General features: G+C 67.1%; 14 protein-coding genes. 9 read left to right on the top strand and 5 right to left on the bottom strand.

Annotated elements, in window-relative coordinates; translation table 11 throughout:
* From K2Z83_RS05530 to serC, 3 genes are all read left to right on the top strand, one after another.
* Positions 1–803: RNA methyltransferase (locus K2Z83_RS05530; RefSeq protein WP_220594179.1), on the top strand; the 803-nt coding region annotated here is incomplete at its 5' end.
* Between the two features lie 480 nt (positions 804–1283).
* Positions 1284–5975: a DUF11 domain-containing protein gene (locus K2Z83_RS05525; protein WP_220594178.1), complete on the top strand. Its 4692-nt coding sequence runs from the start codon at positions 1284–1286 to the stop codon at positions 5973–5975.
* Positions 5976–6190: 215 nt separating this feature from the next.
* On the top strand, positions 6191–7276 hold the full coding sequence (gene serC / locus K2Z83_RS05520) for a 3-phosphoserine/phosphohydroxythreonine transaminase (RefSeq protein ID WP_220594177.1): 1086 nt from the start codon (positions 6191–6193) through the stop codon (positions 7274–7276).
* Between the two features lie 83 nt (positions 7277–7359).
* On the opposite strand, the gene K2Z83_RS05515 is transcribed toward serC, so the two are convergent.
* Positions 7360–7848, bottom strand: a complete 489-nt coding sequence (locus K2Z83_RS05515; RefSeq protein WP_220594176.1) for a DMT family transporter — start codon at positions 7846–7848, stop codon at positions 7360–7362.
* A 111-nt stretch (positions 7849–7959) separates the two neighbouring features.
* Positions 7960–9441: a PLP-dependent aminotransferase family protein gene (locus tag K2Z83_RS05510; protein ID WP_220594175.1), complete on the bottom strand. Its 1482-nt coding sequence runs from the start codon at positions 9439–9441 to the stop codon at positions 7960–7962.
* A gap of 223 nt (positions 9442–9664) precedes the next feature.
* Here K2Z83_RS05510 and K2Z83_RS05505 point away from each other — a divergent pair, with 223 nt between their 5' ends.
* The 5 genes from K2Z83_RS05505 (at position 9665) to K2Z83_RS05485 (ending at position 14377) form a co-directional block, all read left to right on the top strand.
* Positions 9665–9934 carry a zinc ribbon domain-containing protein gene (locus K2Z83_RS05505; protein WP_370650073.1) on the top strand — a complete coding sequence of 90 codons (270 nt, stop codon included), beginning with the start codon at positions 9665–9667 and terminating at the stop codon, positions 9932–9934.
* Positions 9935–9937: 3 nt separating this feature from the next.
* Entirely contained in the window at positions 9938–10912 is a 975-nt protein-coding gene (locus K2Z83_RS05500; RefSeq protein WP_220594173.1) for a sugar phosphate nucleotidyltransferase, read from the top strand.
* 3 nt (positions 10913–10915) lie between these two features.
* A complete protein-coding gene (locus K2Z83_RS05495; RefSeq protein WP_220594172.1) occupies positions 10916–12022 on the top strand; it encodes a hypothetical protein in 1107 nt (368 codons plus the stop codon).
* 168 nt (positions 12023–12190) lie between these two features.
* Positions 12191–13207, top strand: a complete 1017-nt coding sequence (locus K2Z83_RS05490; protein WP_220594171.1) for an ABC transporter ATP-binding protein — start codon at positions 12191–12193, stop codon at positions 13205–13207.
* 66 nt (positions 13208–13273) lie between these two features.
* On the top strand, positions 13274–14377 hold the full coding sequence (locus tag K2Z83_RS05485; protein WP_220594170.1) for an ABC transporter ATP-binding protein: 1104 nt from the start codon (positions 13274–13276) through the stop codon (positions 14375–14377).
* A gap of 103 nt (positions 14378–14480) precedes the next feature.
* On the opposite strand, the gene K2Z83_RS05480 is transcribed toward K2Z83_RS05485, so the two are convergent.
* Positions 14481–15734 carry a hypothetical protein gene (locus K2Z83_RS05480; RefSeq protein ID WP_220594169.1) on the bottom strand — a complete coding sequence of 418 codons (1254 nt, stop codon included), beginning with the start codon at positions 15732–15734 and terminating at the stop codon, positions 14481–14483.
* A gap of 453 nt (positions 15735–16187) precedes the next feature.
* On the opposite strand from K2Z83_RS05480, the gene K2Z83_RS05475 reads away from it, so the two are divergent.
* On the top strand, positions 16188–17093 hold the full coding sequence (locus tag K2Z83_RS05475) for an SAM-dependent methyltransferase (RefSeq protein ID WP_370650072.1): 906 nt from the start codon (positions 16188–16190) through the stop codon (positions 17091–17093).
* A 92-nt stretch (positions 17094–17185) separates the two neighbouring features.
* Here K2Z83_RS05475 and K2Z83_RS05470 read toward each other — a convergent pair whose 3' ends face one another.
* Both K2Z83_RS05470 and K2Z83_RS05465 read right to left on the bottom strand, forming a co-directional pair.
* Positions 17186–17731, bottom strand: coding sequence for a single-stranded DNA-binding protein (locus K2Z83_RS05470; protein WP_220594168.1), 546 nt, complete (start codon positions 17729–17731; stop codon positions 17186–17188).
* Between the two features lie 140 nt (positions 17732–17871).
* Positions 17872–18228 (bottom strand): Lrp/AsnC family transcriptional regulator (locus tag K2Z83_RS05465; RefSeq protein ID WP_255603363.1); only part of this gene is annotated, 357 nt, incomplete at its 5' end.

Below are 18228 nucleotides of genomic sequence, written 5' to 3'. Positions count from 1 at the left end.
CAAGCTCATCCAACCCGACCATCCGGCAGATCCGCGCCCTGCGCCAGCGCAAGGAGCGCGAGCGCACGGGGCTGTGCTTTGTCGAGGGCGTGCGCCTAGTGGGTGAGGCCGTGCAGCTCGGCGTCGCTATCGAGGCGCTGGTGGTGGCCCCCGCGCTGCTGAGCAGCCCCTTCGCCCACAATCTGGTCGCCCGGCAGTCCGCTGCGCAGGCCCAGATCATCGAGGTGAGCGCCGAGGTCTTTACGGGGCTCTCGCAGAAGGACGGGCCGCAGGGGCTCGCCGCCGTGGCCCGCCAGCGCTGGGTGGAGCTGGCCGACGTGCGCCTCGGCCCGCCGCCCGGCTGGGTGGCCCTGGTCGAGCCGGCCGACCCGGGGAATCTGGGGACGATCCTGCGCACCGCCGACGCCGTGGGCGCGTCCGGCGTGATCCTGATCGATAACGCCACCGACCCCTACGACCCGGCCGCCATGCGGGCGAGCATGGGCGCGACCTTCGCCGTGCAGCTGGCCCGCGCCTCGTTTGCCGCCTTCGCCGCATGGAAGCGCGCCTCCGGGGCCTTCCTGATCGGCGCATCCGACAAGGCCCCCGCCCACTACCAGGACATCATCTACCCCCAGCCCGCCGTGCTGCTGATGGGCAGCGAGCGCCAGGGGCTCGGCCAGGCGCATCAGGATATCTGCGACCAGATGGTTCACCTGCCGATGCGCGGCCGCAGCGACTCCCTCAATCTGGCGGTGGCAACCGGCGTTCTGCTCTATGAGCTGCTTAGCCAGAGTCGCTGGGGTGGTGTTACAGCTCAATAAACCTCTGCGAACAATGATCTCGGGCAGGTACATCGAGGCCAACGACACATGTAGCCAGCCCTTCTTTGCATAACAGCCCTCTGTATGCACAAGTCAAAAATATCTTAAACCGACAATACGTCTTAAAGAATTGATCATACAGAGATGTACATACTATTATCTGTAGTTGCTTGTATAAATGTGCCAGATCGAATACAATTATTTGTGACCATCGGCTCTAGTACGATAGCCTGAAGTTCCTATCCAGACCATCATGTTTCAGAGGGAAGATATCGGGCAAACACCTGATATCTTCCCCTCTCCCGTAGTCGTACTTGGATAGGTTCTGTTGCATAGCTGTGCGACCTCGGGCGCACAGCGAATTGATGTCTGCTGGCAATGCCGCCAGCATCTGCCGCTCCAAGACTACGGGAGATCTAAATCTTGAACACACACTATCGTCGTGTACGCCAGATGAGCCGCACCCTCAGGGCCGTCATCATGATAGCCCTGACATGCATGCTCATCCCCGCATCAGGCCAGCGCGCGCGGGCCGAGGGCAGCAGCGACATCACCCAGGGCTACCGCGCCTACCTTGAGTGGCACGATACGGCCACATCAGGGGACATCCCCCGCAAGACCACCATCCGCGCGTTCGCGCGGGCCGGCGAGCAGATCGACATTGGGTCAAGCGCCATGGGCATAGGGGCGGTGAATCTGGCCACCGGCCTTCCCTACGGCAACGTGCGCTTCTATGGCCCCGACGGAGTCACCACCGGCGACTGCGTCACCCAGGGCGGCGGGCTGATCAATGACATCAATGAGGAGCAGGCCGGGCCGCTCCCCGCTGGCGGCGGCTTCACCCCCTGCGTGATCAGCACGGCCCAGACGAGCGCCGCTGGCGACGGGATCTGGGAGTTCGAGTTCATCAGCCCCGACCCAACCGCAAACATCGGCAATAACCCGCCGCCGCTGCCCATCGGGGCGGCCTGGACTCAAGACCCCGCCCACCACTGGATCAACGCCTGGCATGTCTCAGTACACGACGCCGCCAATGTGACGATCCCCGGCCGCGTCTTCGCCAAATACCTCGCCTACAACATGGGTGGTAACGCATCGGCGGCGAATCCGACCCTTGGCCTCGACGCCAACTACTGGATCATCACCTACGATGGCTACGGCTACAGGGTCAATATGAACGGGATCGACCCCTTCGGCTTTATCTTCTTCTCAAACGCCGAGGGCGTCGTCGATGCACGCGGGAACTCAACCTACCGCTCGTTGCAACTGGTCGGCAACCCGCCCAATGTCGGCCCGCCGACCGGCTACGCGCTGCATAACCCCAGGCTCGCCGATGATCTTGCCCAGGGCAACATCACCCACAAGATCTTCTTCGAGGATCCCGATAGGACCATGCCGGCCACGGCCCGGTCGTACTCGGGCGACACATGGCTGCTCCCGAAGACGATCGACCCGCCGCAGCCGCTGAACTTTGCCTTCACCGGGATTGAGGGCACGCCCGGACAGGCAGGCACGGCGCCCCTTGGCGGGAATTTCACCTTCGATGTTGCCAATGACGCAAACTACCAGATCATCCTCGATATCAACGGCAACGGCACCTATGGCGACGGCAACGACCGCGTGCTGGTGGGCCGGGCCTTCACCGGAGCGAACACCGTCTTCTGGGACGCCCTCGACGGCAATGGGGTTCCTGCGCCATCCGGCATCCAGGCGATCAGCGCAACGATCCAGACCAACGCCGGCGAGGTACACTTCCCCTTCGTCGACGCCGAGAACAACGTCGGCGGCATCGAGCTGCTCCGCATCATCGGCGGCCAGGACCCCGCCGCGGCGAAGGATCTGGTCTACTATAACGACACCTACTCCTACACGGGCACCAGCGCCTACGACTACTCGCCCTGCGCCGCCCTTGATACGCCGCCCCCGCCCGCTGGGTCCTACCCCATCCCGCTCTGCTTCGGCACCTCGCCGACGCCGCGCGCGGCCCTGCTCGGCCAGCCCAGCACGGGCGGCGCCCACGCCTGGAGCGCGATCTTCGGCGACCGACGCGTGATCGACACCTGGACCTACTTCCCCTCCGACCCGGTGCCCCTCAACTCCGCGATCACCCTGGCCGAGTCAGAGCTGTCGATCACCAAGACCCACACCCCCGCCACGCTGATCCCCGGCCAGCCGGTGACCTACACCGTCCAGGTCACAAATGGCGGCCCGAGCGCGGCCGTGGGCGCCCAGGTGGCCGACAGCGTTCCGGCGGCGATCCAGAGCACGGTGTGGTCCTGCGCGGTCACGACGGGGACCGGCGTCTGTAACGACACCTCGGGGATCGGGAACATTATCGACACCACCGTCGATCTTGACCCCGGCGCTGTGGCGAGCTATACCGTCACCGGGGTTCTGGACCCCTTGGCGGCGGGGAGCCTCATCAACACCGCCTCGGTGCGGCGGCCGAACGATAACACCGACCCCGACCTGAGCAATAACGTGGTCAGTGACACCGCGCCCATCCTGGCCGTCGCCGACCTTGAGCTGAACAAGACGATCAGCACGCCGCTGCCGATCGCGGCCAACTCGCCGGTCGAATTCACCATCACCCTGCGCAACCGCGGCCCCGCGCCGACCACCGGCGTGGAGGTGAGCGAGCAGCTGCCCGCCGGGCTGAGCTTCATCAGCTCTAGCGCCACCAAGGGCAGCTACAGCGCGGCCACCGGCCTGTGGTCGGTGGGAGACATGGCGGTCAATGAAGTGGCCAGCCTCACACTGACCGCCCTCTGGAACGGCGCCCCGGTGACGAACACGGCCCAGGTGAGCACGTCGGCCCTGCCCGACCCCGACAGCACGCCGGGCAACAGCGTCGCAGGCGAGGACGATCAGGCCAGCGCCGCGCTCCCGGTTCAGATCGCCGACCTGGCGCTCACCAAGCGGGTGAACACGGCGCAGGTGAATGTCGGCGCGAATGTCATCTTCACCATCGACCTCGTCAACCAGGGTCCCGATGGCGCCACCGGCGTCCGGGTGAGCGAGCAGCTCCCCATCGGCCTCGCCTTCGTGAGGGCGACCGCGAGCCAGGGCACCTATAATCCAGCGACCGGCACGTGGGATGTCGGCAGCCTCGCCGCCAACGCAACCGCCAGCCTCCAGATCGAGGTCACGCTGCTTGGGGTTGGGCCGTTCACCAACAGCGCTCAGATCAGCGGCAGCGACCAGTACGACCCGGACTCCGACCCAAACAATGACAACCCGAGCGAGGACGACCAGGGCTTCGCCACCGTCAGCGGCAGCCTCGTCGATCTCTCGCTGAGCAAGAGCGTCGATAACCCGCAGCCGCCCTATCTGGGCGTGATCAACTACACGCTGACTCTCAGGAACGCCGGCCCCAGCAATGCCACCGGCGTGGCCGTGAGCGACAAGCTGCCCGTCGGGCTCAGCTTCATCAGCGCCACGCCAAGCCAGGGCACCTATGACCCTGTCAGCGGCAATTGGGTGATCGGCGCCGTGCCGGCCAACGGAAGCGCCACCCTGGTGATCCAGGCCCGTGTGCAGACTGGCACGATCATCCGCAACACCGCCCAGGTGAGCACCTGTGATCAGCCCGACTCCGACAGCACGCCGGGCAACAGCGATGGCAGCGAGGATGATCAGGCCAGCGTGTCGCTGACCCCACAGCTCGCCGACCTGTCGCTGGTGAAGACGGTGAGCGCCACCACGGTGAACGTGGGCGATGAGGTCGTCTTCACCATCGCCGTGACGAACAACGGCCCGAGCGTCGCCACCGGCGTCGAGGTGAGCGATAAGCTGCCCAGCGGCCTCCAGTATGTGAGCCATGTGGCGGGCCGGGGCTCCTATAACCCGACCACCGGCGCATGGAGCATCGGCACGATCAACTTCGGTGAGATCGTCACCCTCGACATCCGGGTCAAGCTCACCGGCATCGGCCCGTACACCAACACCGCCGAGATCGCCAAGTCGGACCAGCCAGACCCCGACAGCACGCCGGGCGACGGCACATCCGGCCAGGATGACCAGTCGAGCGCGACGGTTGGCGGGGCGATGGCCGACCTCTCGGTGACGAAGCGGGTGAACACGACCATCCTCCCGGCGAATGGGATCGTGACCTTCACCATTGAGGTGCGGAACAGCGGGCCGAGCCAGGCAACTGGCGTGCAGGTGGGAGAGCGCCTGCCGGCCGGTGCCACGGTGCTCGGCACCACCCCGAGCAAGGGAGCATACGCCGCCAATGTCTGGACAGTTGGCACCCTGGCGCTGAACGAGGTGGCGACGCTAGACCTGAGCGTGCAGCTCACCGGGGCCGGGCCATTCATCAATGTCGCCGAGGTCGTCGCCTCGGATCAGATCGACCCCGACAGCACGCCGAATAACAGTGTCGACGGCGAGGACGACCAGGCCAGCGCGACGGTGGGCCTGGGCTCCGCGCCCGCCGAGGCGGATCTTGAGCTGACCAAGTCGGTCGTGACGCTAGGCAAGCTGAGCAACAGCGCCTCCTTCCTGATCAGCGTCTTAAACCGGGGGCCCGCCACCGCCACCAACGTCGAGGTGAGTGAGCAGCTGCCGGCCGGCCTCGCGCTGATCAGCGCCGCGCCAAGCCAGGGCAGCTACAGCCCGGCCACCGGCACCTGGGTGATCGGCAGCATCCCCAGCGGCCACACGGTGACGATGATCGTCTTCACGCTGGTGACGGCGCCGCCGTCACAGTCGATCACCAACATGGCGCAGGTGAGCCGCTCGGATCAGATCGACCCGGACAGCACCCCGGGGAATAGCGTCGCAGGCGAGGATGATCAGGCCAGCGTGACCTTCACCCAGCTCACGGCGGTGACGATCACCGGTATGCGGGCCGAGCGACAGGATAAGGGCGTCTTGGTGCGCTGGAGCACGGGCACCGAGCTGAACAGCCTGGGCTTCCACATCTACCGCAGCGCCAGCGGCAGCCGCGCCGACGCGGTGCGGATCACGCCGCAGCTCATCCTGGCCCGCGGCGACATCAGCACCGGGGCGAGCTACCAGTTCCTCGACGCCGACGCCCTGCCGGAGGCCAGCTACTCCTACTGGATCGTCGAGCAGGACTACGGCGGAGCCAGCAGCGAGTTTGGCCCCGTCGCCCCCGCCAGCCTGAGCGCGCAGTTCACGGTCTATCTGCCGCTGGCGATCCGCTAGGGATTCGGTCGCGTCTGCGTGTTCCACATGTCGTACTGGTTCTGCTGCGGCGCGGCTTCGCCGCGCCGCAGCAGAACCAGTTTTTTTGTGGGAGCGCTTCGCGCTCCCACACCCTCACCCCGCCCTTCTTTGTGCCGTGCGACACATGCGAAAAGGCGATTATACTAGGGCCACGGTATATGTGGCCCCTGAGGGGGCTGTGGAGGGTATTGTCTATGAGCAAGGTTCATAACTTCAACGCCGGCCCTGCGGTGCTGCCCCAGGCGGTGCTCGCGCAGGCCCAGGCTGAGCTGCTCGACTACCAGGGGCGCGGGATGTCGATCCTGGAGATGAGCCACCGCTCGAAGGAATACGAGGCGGTGAACGCGCAGGCCGAGGCGCGCATGAAGGCGCTGCTCGGCCTGGGCGAGGGCTACCGGGCGCTCTTCCTCCAGGGCGGCGCCAGCTTCCAGTTCGCCATGATCCCGCTAAACTTTCTGCCGCCCGGCGCCGTGGCCGACTATATCGTCACCGGGGCGTGGGGCGAGAAGGCCGTCGAGGAGGCCCGCCGCATCGGCGAGGCGAATGTGGCGGCCAGCACGGCCGAGGGCGGCTTCCGCAGCACCCCGGCGGCGGCGGAGATCCAGCTCAGCCCCGGCGCGGCCTATATCCACCTCACGACGAACGAGACGATCCAGGGCGTGCAGTGGGCCGAGATGCCCGACCTCGGCGACACGCCGCTGATCGCCGACATGAGCAGCGATATTATGTCACGCCCCTTCGACGCCGGCCGCTTCGCCATGATCTACGCCGGCGCCCAGAAGAACATCGGCCCGGCCGGCGTCACCGTCGTGGTCATCCGCGAGGATCTGATCGCGCGCGGGCGCAACGATCTGCCGGCGATCATGCGCTACTCCACCTTCGCCAAAAATAGCTCGCTCTACAACACCCCGCCGGCCTTCTCGGTCTATCTGCTGAACCTGGTGCTCGGCTGGATCACCGACCTGGGCGGGCTGCCGGCGATGGAGGCGCGCAACCGGCGCAAGGCCGAGCTGGTCTATGGGGCGATCGACGGCAGCGGCGGGTTCTACCGGGGCCACGCCGCGCCCGAGGCCCGCTCGCAGATGAATGTGACCTTCCGGCTGCCCGAAGAGGCGCTGGAGAAGCAGTTTGTGGCCGAGGCCCAGGCGGCCGGCATGGTCGGGCTAGGCGGGCACCGCTCGGTGGGCGGCATCCGCGCCTCGATCTACAACGCCCTGGAGGAGGAGTCCTGCGCGGCCCTGGCCAGCTTCATGGGCGAGTTCCTGCGGGCAAATGGATAAGGGGACAGCGGACAGGGTACAGCGGACAGGTTGCGCAGGGCGAATGCTGCGCGGCCTGTACCCTGTACCCTCTACCCTGTACCCTATGATACAGGTTGCGCAGGGCGAATGCTGCGCGGCCTGTACCCTGTGTAGGCCCGCACCAGCAGCACGCAGCCGAGGAGGGCCAGGGCCAGGGCCACGATCTGCTGCGCCCCGATGCGCTCCTTGAAGATCAGCCACGCCCCCAGCGTGACGATCGCCGGGTAGAGGTAGATCAGCACGACACCAAGGGCCGCGCCGTTCAGCGCGACCGACGTGACGAACAGGGCGTGGTAGAGCCCCACGCTGATGACGCCCATCGCCCCAAACCCGCGCAGGTCGGCGCGGCTGACGTGCGGCAGGCGACCGCGCCCGGCGACGAGCAGCCCCACGAGACACGCCAGGGCGATGAATGCGTCACGCCAGAAGGCGATCGCCAGCGGCGGCATGTGGTAGGCGCTGATGAGATAGGATATCCCTGGCCCGGTGCTGGACCAGACGATGGCGGCGAGGACGGCGAGCGTGTAGCCGGTGCGTGCGGATGGGTGCATAGGGAGTATTGAATGTGGAATGTGGAATGCCCGAACATTCAGCATTCCACATTCAGCATTCAACATTATGTTAGCGGATGCCGAATATTCAGAAAGCGGCGGCGCATCGCCCTACACCACCGGCACATAGTCGGAGAGTGCGGGCGCCGCAAGGCTGCGCCCGCCGCCGCGCTCGCGCAGCAGGCCGCCGAGGCTCGCCACCGCGTCGGCCAGCCGCTCAGGCGGCTCGGCGCTAAAGCAGAAGCGCAGGTGCGGCTCAGGGTTCGGCGTGGCGCTGAACACCGCCCCGGGGGTGAAGGCCACCCCGCGGCTGATCGCGATCATGTACAGATCCGTCACCGCCGTCCCTGGGGGCAGCGTGACCCAGCACGAGAAGCCGCCCTGCGGGCGCGTCCAGCGCACCTCGGCGGGGAAGAAGCGCTCCATCGCGCCGACCAGGGCGTCGCGGCGCTCGCGGTAGCGCGGCAGCATGCGCTTCATGTGGCTGTGCCACCATCCCTGCTCGATGAAGAGCGCCAGGGCGCGCTGCGTCAGCGGCGGCGAGCACAGATCCTGGGCCTGGCGCAGGTAGACGAGCTTGCGGATCAGCTCGGGCGCGGCCGCGATGTAGCCGATGCGCAGCCCCGGCATCAGGCTCTTCGAGAAGCTGCTCATGTAGATCACCCGCCCGCTGCGGTCGGCCGCCTTCAGCGCCGGCGGCGCCGCCCCCTCGTAGGACAGCCGCCCGTAGATGTCGTCCTCCACGACCGTCAGCCCGTGGCGCTCGGCCAGGTCGAGCAGGGCCGCGCGACGCTCCGGGCGCATGCTCACCCCACTGGGGTTCTGGAAGGTGGGGATGGTGTAGAGGTAGGCCGGGCGCTCCCGGCGCAGCGCCGCCTCCAGCGCCTCGATCACCAGCCCCTCGCCATCGACGGGCAGCCCGACGGCGCGCACGCCCCGCGAGGAGAGGATGTTCAGCATCCCCAGGTAGGTGGGCTGCTCCACCAGCACCGTGTCGCCGGGGCGGGTGAGCAGATCGGTGATCAGCGCCATGCCGTTCGTCACCCCGGCCGTCACAATGATCTCATCCGGGCCGGCGCTCACCCCGCGCTCACGGATCACCTCGGCCAGCGTCGAGCGCAGGCGCAGGTCGCCCTGGGCGGTGGTGTAGCCCATCATCAGCGGCCCGCCCGACTCCATCGCCTGCTCCATCGCCCGCTGCCAGTTCCGCAGGGGGAAGAACTCGTGGGCCGGGTCGGCCTTCGCCATCGAGATCATGCCGGGCAGCTGGCTCATGCGCAGGATGTCCGCAACCATGCCGGCGGGGGTCAGCTCTCGGCCGAGCTGCGCCTCGGGCGGGGCGATCAGCCCCTCGATCTGCGCGGCCACGAAGGTGCCGCGGCCAACGGTCGCCTCGACCCACCCGCCGGACTGAAGCTCGGCGTAGGCGCTGTGGACGGTGAGCCGGGTCACGCCGAGCTGCTCGGCGAGCTGCCGCACCGTGGGCAGCCGCGTCTGCGGGGGCAGGGCGCCGCTGCGGATGCGCTGCTGGAGCCCCGCCGCCAGCTGGCGGTAGATCGGCTCGCGGCTGCTGCGGTCCACATCTATCTGCATGGTCGCCCCCCGGTAGTGTCTCTGTCGGCCGCGCCAACTGCTCGGATTATACCAGGACAATCTGCGCGCCAGGAGAGACAATGGTGTCGCTACCGGAGAGACAATGTCCAGCCCCAGCCCCCAGCCAGGTACACAGACTGCCATCTATCGTCCACAATCTGCAATAGCGATGTCACGTATGGGTGGTGTCGGCATGGTATAATTTCCAGGCGTAGCGACTACGATGCGTACATATAGAGGTGAAACTATGCCGATGTACGAGTACGGCTGTCAGTCGTGCAACAGCCGTTTCGATCGCCTTCGCCGAATGGATCAGGACGACACGGGGCTGACCTGCCCCACATGCCACAGCACATCCGTGCAGCGCCGTTTCTCAGTGTTCGCCAGCTACAGCCGGGGCGCGTCTTCGCCCGAGGCCGCCGAGGTGGCCGCGCCTGCGGGGGGCACATGCGGCGGCGGCTGCCCCGGCTGCGGCTGCGCAACAAGGAACTAATGCATGAAAGTGATGATCCTCACCGCCGGACTCGGCACCCGCCTTCGCCCGCATACCTACAGCAAGCCAAAGCCCCTGGTGAGTGTGGCCGGCAAGCCAGTGCTTGCCCATATTATCGACGACCTGCTCGACATCCAGATCGATGAGCTGATCTGTGTGACTGGCTATCTGGGCGATCAGATCGAGCGCTATGTCCGCGACCACTACACGATGCCAATGCGCTTCCTGGTGCAGCAGGAGATGCGCGGCCAGGCCGACGCGATCTACCTGGCCAAAGACGCCGAGGGCCCGATGCTGGTCGTCTTCGGCGATGGCCTGGTGGGCATCGATAAGGATCGGCTGAACGCCCAGCCCGACGAGGGCATCATCTACTGCCAGGAGGTCGAGGACCCGAGCCGCTTCGGCGTGGCGGTGGTGCAGGACGACCAGATCACGCGCCTGGTGGAGAAGCCGAGCACGCCCGTCTCGAACCTGGCGGTCGTCGGGTTCTACTACCTCCCCGAGGCGCGCCGCCTGATGGACGCCATCACCCACATGATGGAGCACAACATCCAGACGAAGGGCGAGTACTATCTGGCCGACGCCCTCCAGATCATGCTTGAGCGCGGCGAGGTCTTCCGCGCCGAGACGGTGTCGATGTGGCGCGACTGCGGCACGATCGACGCGCTGCTCGACACGAACCGCTACCTGCTGGAGCACGGGCACAGCCGCGATGGCGCGGTTGCGAACTCCGTGATCGTCCCCCCCGTCTACATCGGCCCGGGGGCGAAGGTGGAGAATGCGGTGCTCGGCCCGCACGTGTCGCTGGGCGCGGGCGCGGTTGTGCGCAACGCGATCATTAGCGACTCGATCATCAACACAGGCGCCCAGATTGAGGGCGCGGTCCTGTCCGGGAGCGTGATCGGCGATAAGGCCGCCGTCACGGGAGCGGGCCAGGAGCTCAATATCGGCGACGCCGCGACTATTCGTATCAGGTGAACTATGATCGCCTACAACTTCCGCGCTGGTGGCAAAGGCGCCACCAGCCAGGCCGGCGCAGGCCAGGGGAAGTCGGCATATACGCCAGCCACAGCCTATGCCCCTATCCGGCATAGCTACCGCCTCGCCCAGGCCCGCGTCGGTGAGCAGGCACTGATCGGCCATATGTGCGACTCCCTCGGAGCCGCATTCCCCCGCTCGCTGATTACCAGCTACTATGTCTCGCTAAAGACCAACCCCTTTGTGGTGCTGACCGGGCGCGAGGGCGCAGGCAAGGCCGCGCTCGCCACTGGATTCGCCTCCGTCATCGTCGGCGCAGAGAGCGCGCAGTTTGTCACGATCGGATCGAACAGCTGGGCGCAGCACAGCGGCGAGAGCAGCTACTACCGCAGCGTCCACGAGCGGCTCGGGTCGCTGCACTTTCTCGAGACGCTCCAGGAGGCCGCGTCGCCCGCGAACCTCGGGAAGCTCTACCTGGTGCTGCTGCGCGGGCTCACCCTCGACGAGCTGAGCCACTACTTCCGCGATCTGCTCCAGATCGACGCCGCCGGCGTGCGGCGGCTGGCGCTGCCGGGCCTCGCCCCCGAGGGTCGCCCGGTGCTGCCGCCCAATATCTTCATCACCGCCACGCTCCACGTGCCGCGCTCGGTGACGACGAGCGAGCGCGAGCTGCTGCGCGCGGCCGGCCAGATCGCCTTCGACGCCGGCGCCCACGACCTCGGGCCGCTGCCGACGCTCCCGCCGCCGCACGTCGGCCTCCAGCGGATCATGCTCGGCTCGGCATGCCACAACCCGGCCGACGCCCGCGACCGCCTCGCGGCCATCCTTGGCGCCCGCGAGCTGCGCCGGCTTGGGCCGTCTGCCGCCATCGCCCGGCGGATGCCGGACAGCGGCGCGATCATCCGGCAGCTGGCCGATACGATCATCGCCTATGTGGCCAATAGCTTCGACGGCGAGGGCCACGGGCTGTTCGACCCGGACGACGCCCGGCGCAACGCCCAGATCGCCTACGATGATCAGGTGATGCAGCGCGCCTACGACCAGATCGCCCCGCCCGACCAGCGCCTCCGGCGTGGCCGCCTCGGCCGCCTCTCCCCGGTGATCGTCTAAGGACCGCGAGGGCGGCGCATGGTACTATCAAAATACCGCATATACATAACACATATGGCTACGTATGCCTCTGATGACCGCGCCATGGTCACATGATCAGGTGGCTCGCCTGTCCTCATGGCAAGAGACGCCGCACCACTAGTGCATACCAGGAACAGCGAGGAGTCGATGGCCCCACTGCTCGAAGTACGTAACCTCGAGACCCATTTCCACACCCAGGATGGCGTTGTGAAGGCCGTAGATGGCGTCTCGTTCCACGTGAACCGTGGGGAGACTCTTGGGATCGTCGGTGAGTCGGGCTGCGGCAAGAGCGTCACGTCGCTCTCGATCATGCGGCTCATCCCAAACCCGCCCGGCAAGATCGCTGGCGGGCAGATCCTCTTCGACGGCGAAGATCTGCTCCATGCGAGTGACGAGGAGATGCGCCACATCCGGGGCAACCGGATCGCGATGATCTTCCAGGACCCGATGACCTCGCTCAACCCGGTGCTCACCGTGGGGCGGCAGATCACCGAGTCGCTGGAGCTCCACCTCAAGCTCTCCAAGCGCGAGGCGAGCAACCGCGCCGCCGAGCTGCTGGATATGGTCGGCATCCCCAGCGCCTCTAAGCGCCTCGATAACTACCCGCACCAGTTCTCCGGCGGCATGCGCCAGCGCGTGATGATCGCGATGGCGCTCTCGTGCAACCCCGAGCTGCTCATCGCTGATGAGCCGACCACCGCCCTCGATGTGACTATCCAGGCCCAGATCCTTGAGCTGATCAATCGGCTCCGCGAGGAGCTGGACACGGCGGTGATCATGATCACCCACGACCTCGGCGTGGTCGCCGGGATGACCGACCGGGTGACGGTCATGTACGCGGGCAAGGTGGTCGAGGAGGGCAAGACGGACGAGCTGTTTGCCAACCCGCGCATGCCCTACACCATCGGCCTGCTGCGCTCTATCCCGCGCCTCGATGAGGGCCGCGGCCGCAAGCTTAACCCGATCCGCGGGCTGCCGCCGAGCCTGATCGACCTGCCCCAGCTCTGCCCGTTCAGCCCGCGCTGCGACTTCGCCCAGGAGTCCTGCCTCTCCCAGACGCCGCCGCTGCGCAGCGTCGGGCAAGACCACCGCGCCGCCTGTCTGTTTGATATCTCGATGGAGACGCCGGTGCCCGAGCAGAAGGCTGCGGACGTCGCCGCGTAGGGGCGCAGCGCGCTGCGCCCCCACACAGGACTCCCAAATACACATATATACCAGAGTACCTATCATATGACGACAGCACCAAGTGGCGTTGGCGAGTCCGGGAACCTGATCGATGTCAACGGCCTAGAGATGCACTTCCCGGTCAACCGCGGCATCATCTTTCAGCGCCGCGTCGGCACCGTCAAGGCGGTTGATGGCATCACGTTCGGGATTAAGAAGGGCGAGACCCTCGGGCTCGTCGGCGAGTCGGGGTGTGGCAAGAGCACCACTGGCCGCGCGATCCTCCAGCTCTACCGGCCCACCGCCGGCAATGTCATCTTCGAGGGCCAGGATCTCACCAAGCTGAGCGGCGATGCCCTGCGCAAGATGCGCCGCCGCGTCCAGATGATCTTCCAGGACCCCTACGCCTCGCTGAACCCGCGCATGACGGTCGGCGATATTATCGGCGAGCCGATCCGGGTGCATAAGCTCCGCGAGGGCAAGGCCGTCCGCGAGCGGGTCGAGGAGCTGCTTGGCCTGGTCGGCCTGAACCCGGCCTTCGCCAACCGCTACCCCCACGAGTTCTCCGGCGGCCAGCGCCAGCGCATCGGCATCGCCCGCGCCCTCGCCGTCGAGCCGCAGTTCGTCGTCTGCGATGAGCCGGTCTCCGCCCTCGATGTGTCCATCCAGGCCCAGGTGGTGAACCTCCTCGAAGAGCTCCAGCAGAAGCTCGGGCTCACCTACCTCTTCATCGCCCACGACCTCAGCGTGGTCCGGCATATCTCCGACCGCGTGGCCGTGATGTACCTGGGCAAGATGGTCGAGCTCTCCGAGGGCTCGAAGCTCTACAGCATGCCGCTGCACCCCTACACCCAGGCGCTGCTCTCGGCGGTGCCGATCCCTGACCCGAAGATCGAACAGCATCGCCGGCGGATCATCCTGGAGGGCGATGTGCCCAGCCCGCTCAACCCGCCGAGCGGCTGCCACTTCCACACCCGCTGCCCGATCGCCATCCAGCAGTGCAAGGAGGAGGAGCCGCCATTTATGGACTATGGCGACGGCCACTTCGCCGCCTGCTGGCGCGCCCGCGAGTCCGCTGAGCTGATGCCCACCGTGGCCCAGAAGCAGGCCGACGCGGTGGCCGCCCGTATCTCCGCCGATATCGCGAAGGTGAAGAGCGTCACCCACTAGCTTAGGGGACAGGGGATAGGGGACAGGGGACAGGGTTTTCCTGTTCCCTGTTCCCTGTTCCCTGTCCCCTGTCCCCTGTCCCCTGTCCCCTGTCCCCTGTCCCCTAGTAGTTCTGCTTCAGGTACGCGCGCCAGCCGGCGTCGAACTCCTGGTAGCTCACGCCGAAGGCCGACTGAAGCGCCTTGTCGTAGCGGGCCTCCCCGGTGCCCGACGCGGCACGGATTGCGCCGCAGAGCTTCCAGAAGCCGTCGATCCCCCCGTAGGTGTCGGCCACATAGGCCACCAGCGAGTAGGCCAGGCCGTAGCCAAGGCTCACATCCTGGCTCAGCAGCGAGAGGTGGTCGAGGTCCTGGGGCGCCGTCAGGTTGTCGCGGTTGATGATCGGGATGATCTTGCCGCTGGCCACGGCCGCGCTCACCTCGCCCGCCCGCGGGTTATCCGAGACCCACTCCGCCAGCCCCTCGATCGTCCAGTCGGAGAGGCCGTAGTACTGCGGGAAGCTCCGCGTGTGGACCAGGTGGGTGTACTCGTGGGCCAGGGTGCCGAACAGATCCTCCTGCCAGCCGACCGCCGGGTCGTAGGTGCCAAACTGGAAGCCGCCGGGCAGGTTAATCTGCATGCGGTCGCCCCGGGGGCGCGAGGCCGCCTGGTACCAGGCCAGGGCGCCCGGGCTCGATGGCGGCGTGAGCCCGAAGATCGGGCGCAGGTTCACCTGGTACTTCTCCTCGGGCGCCGTGCCAAGCTTCTCGATCACCTTGGCCCGGGCGCGCTCCATCAGCTCGGCGACCTGCTGGTTCACATCGTCGGACCAGTGGTAGGCCTGGTAGATGAAGTGCTCGCTCTCGAAGGTGTAGCGCTCGCCAAGCTGCTTCTCGGTCGGCTCCGAGAGCAGCCAGCGATCGCCCACCTGGCTGAAGATCCAGTCCGCCCGCCCGCCATCCTGACGGTCGACGTGGGCCAGGACGAACCCGAGGTCGCGCCGCTCGATGCCTTTCACGGTGAACCGCCAGTTAATGCCGCCGCCGAAGATAGACGCCTGGAAGGTGTTGAAGCGCTCCTCGATCAGCCGGCGTATCGGCGCGTTGCCCGGGTCTACGGTAGACTCGAGCAGGGTCTGGTCGTTGTCGTTGTAGGCCTTGGCGTAGTCGTCGAGGGTGGACTGGATGGCGGACATGATCGCGGCGTCGTCGGGGGTGCCTGCGGGCGCGGCGGCCGCGGTGGGCGCGGCGGGGGCCGCGGTGGGCGCGGCGGCCGCGGTGGGCGCGGCGGGGGCCGCGGTGGGCGCGGCGGCCTGCGGCTGCGAGCATCCGGCCAGCACGACGGCCGTCAGGAGGAGGGCGAGCATGGTTCGGCGCATAGGTTCTCCCAGAGTGCGGGTACAATAGAGCACTGAGCGGAATGAACGATCTTCTGAGGCACTGATGCCCGTGTGCGGATCTCTATGATGGGCGCGGCTCAGACTCTGCTCTGTCGCTTGTTGCCCGTTGCGGGCAGCGCCCTACGCAGATCGTACCATATCTTGCCTGGCGGGGCCGCTTACATATCGGCGTCAACACATGGATCTCGACACCCTCGCGTGGCTCCAGTCCCCCCCCGGCCAGGCGCTGCTCGCCGAGCTCGCGGGGCGCCCGCTCGCCGAGCCCGATGTGCTGGGCGAGCTGACGCGCCTGCGCCGCAGCTACGCGGCGGAGCGGGCCAGCGCCGCCGTGGATCTGTCGATGCTGCGCCGCCGCGCCGCCGCGAAGTTCCCCGCCGCCGGGCGCATGTTCTTCACCCGCGAGGCCCTGGAGCAGGCCAGCGCCGCCCCGACGTGGCCGACCTCTGCTGCGGCATCGGCGGCGACGCCCTGGCCCTCGCCGCGGCCGGCGCCACGACTACCGCTGTCGACCGCGACGAGCTGCGGCTGGCGATGGCGGCGGCCAACGCGGAGGCCCTCGGGCTGTCCGATCGGATCAGCACGCTGCGGCGCGACCTGCTGGCCGAGGGGCCGCCCGACGCCGCGGCGATCTTCTGCGACCCAGGCCGGCGGGCGGGCGGGCGGCGGCGCTTCCATGTGGATGAGTATGAGCCGCCCCTCGCCCACATCCTCTCCTGGCGCGAGCGCACCCCGGCCCTGGCCGTCAAGCTGGCCCCCGGCGTGGACGTGGCCGAGCTCCCCGCCGACTGTGAGCTAGAGTTTGTCTCGCTCGACGGCGATCTAAAGGAGGCCGCCCTCTGGTGCGGGCCGCTGGCCCAGGTGGCCCGCCGGGCCACTGTGCTGCGCACCGACGTCGATGGTCAGGTGCAGCCACACACTATGGCCACAGACCAGTACGCGTCACCTTCATCCTTCATCCTTCATCCTTCATCCTTTCTCTACGAGCCAGACCCGGCGGTGATCCGGGCCGGCCTGGTGACCGACCTGGCCGCCCAGATCGGCGCGGCCCAGATCGACGCACAGATCGCCTACCTGACATCGACCGACCTCGTCGCCACGCCCCTCGCCCGGGCCTGGCCGGTGATCGACTGGCAGCCCTTCGGCCTCAAGCGGCTGCGGGCCAGCCTGCGCGCGCTCGACGCCGGCCCGGTCACGGTGAAGAAGCGCGGCTCGCCCATTGACACCGACGCCCTGGCCCGCCAGCTCAGCGGCGACGGGGCGCGGCCCCTGGTCGTGACGCTCACCCAGCACCTCGGCCGGCCGATCATGATCATCTGCGGCCCGCCTGTGGCGCCGTAAGCCTGCGTTACTGAGACAAAGAGGGCCGAGGAAGAGCATTTTGCTCTTCCTCGGCCCTCTCAAGTACCTCAGCGCCTCAGCGCCTCAGTGATCTAGAACGGGATATCGTCGTCGCTGTCGATGTTCTCGATCGGCTGGGGCTGATTGCGGGCGGGCGGGCGCGACGGGGCGCGGCCGCTGGGCGCGGCGGGCGCGCGACCGCTGGGCGCGGCTGGGGCGCGGCGGGCAGTCGCGCTCGGTGCCGAAGGCGCATCCTCAGACTCGTCGAAGCTATCGTCGGCGTCGGGGACCGGCCCGCGCTCGCCGCGAGGCGACAGGATGATCATGTCCTGGGCGATCACCTCGCTGGTGTAGCGGTCCACGCCGTCGCGGTCGGTGTACTTGCGCGTCTGGAGCCGCCCCTCGACATAGACCCGCGTGCCCTTGGTGAGATACTGGTTGCAGATCTCGCCGAGCTTGTCCCACGCGACGATGCGAAACCACTCGGTGTCGTCGTGCTGGGTGCCCTCTTTATCCTTCCAGCTGCGGCTGCTGGCGACGCGAAAGTTCGTCACCGCGCTGCCCTGGGCCGTGTAGCGCATCTCAGGATCTGCGCCGAGATACCCCGTCATCTGCACCTTGTTTAAGTCCTTGGCCATGGGTTGCCTCCCCGTTCGTGTAGATGCTCGTACCGCTAGCTCTAGCCGCCATCACGACCGAACTATTGTGCGTATTCTAGCATGAAAAAGCCCGCCCGTCAAGAGGCCCGTTTCCCCATTGTGACGGCCAGATCGGGCGCTCAGGAAAGGCCGATATCAAACCCGGCCTCAAGGTCGCGCTTCGCGTAGCGGCGGAAGGCGAGCACCGTCCGCGTGCTCGTCACACCGGGGATCAGTGCGACCCCGCCCGGCACCGAGTCATCGAGCGAGTCGTAGTCGCTCACCCGCAGCAGGGCGATAATATCGACCTCGCCCGTCACCGAGTAGACCTCGGCCACATTCGGCAGCTCGGCCACGGCCTGGGCCACCTCGCTGATCCGCGCGGCCTCGCACGAGATCAGCACAAACGCTGTGAGCATCGTCTCCTCCTCATAATTGCAGATTGCAGATTGCAGATTGCAGATTGCAGATTGCAGATTGCAGATTGCAGATTGCAG

This window comes from Oscillochloris sp. ZM17-4 (assembly GCF_019599295.1).
In the GTDB taxonomy this organism is placed as follows: Bacteria; Chloroflexota; Chloroflexia; order Chloroflexales; family Chloroflexaceae; genus Oscillochloris.
The sequence above is the reverse complement of the archived record's forward strand: the minus strand, read 5'-3'. Positions and strand labels throughout refer to the sequence as shown.

Coding starts and splice junctions, on each gene's coding strand:
- K2Z83_RS05505 (WP_370650073.1), top strand. CDS start 9,665: ATGCGTACATATAGAGGTGAAACTATGCCGATGTACGAGTACGGCTGT.
- K2Z83_RS05480 (WP_220594169.1), bottom strand. CDS start 15,734: ATGCGCCGAACCATGCTCGCCCTCCTCCTGACGGCCGTCGTGCTGGCC.
- K2Z83_RS05510 (WP_220594175.1), bottom strand. CDS start 9,441: ATGCAGATAGATGTGGACCGCAGCAGCCGCGAGCCGATCTACCGCCAG.
- K2Z83_RS05490 (WP_220594171.1), top strand. CDS start 12,191: ATGGCCCCACTGCTCGAAGTACGTAACCTCGAGACCCATTTCCACACC.
- K2Z83_RS05495 (WP_220594172.1), top strand. CDS start 10,916: ATGATCGCCTACAACTTCCGCGCTGGTGGCAAAGGCGCCACCAGCCAG.
- K2Z83_RS05470 (WP_220594168.1), bottom strand. CDS start 17,731: ATGGCCAAGGACTTAAACAAGGTGCAGATGACGGGGTATCTCGGCGCA.
- K2Z83_RS05485 (WP_220594170.1), top strand. CDS start 13,274: ATGACGACAGCACCAAGTGGCGTTGGCGAGTCCGGGAACCTGATCGAT.
- serC (WP_220594177.1), top strand. CDS start 6,191: ATGAGCAAGGTTCATAACTTCAACGCCGGCCCTGCGGTGCTGCCCCAG.
- K2Z83_RS05525 (WP_220594178.1), top strand. CDS start 1,284: ATGATAGCCCTGACATGCATGCTCATCCCCGCATCAGGCCAGCGCGCG.
- K2Z83_RS05515 (WP_220594176.1), bottom strand. CDS start 7,848: ATGCACCCATCCGCACGCACCGGCTACACGCTCGCCGTCCTCGCCGCC.
- K2Z83_RS05500 (WP_220594173.1), top strand. CDS start 9,938: ATGAAAGTGATGATCCTCACCGCCGGACTCGGCACCCGCCTTCGCCCG.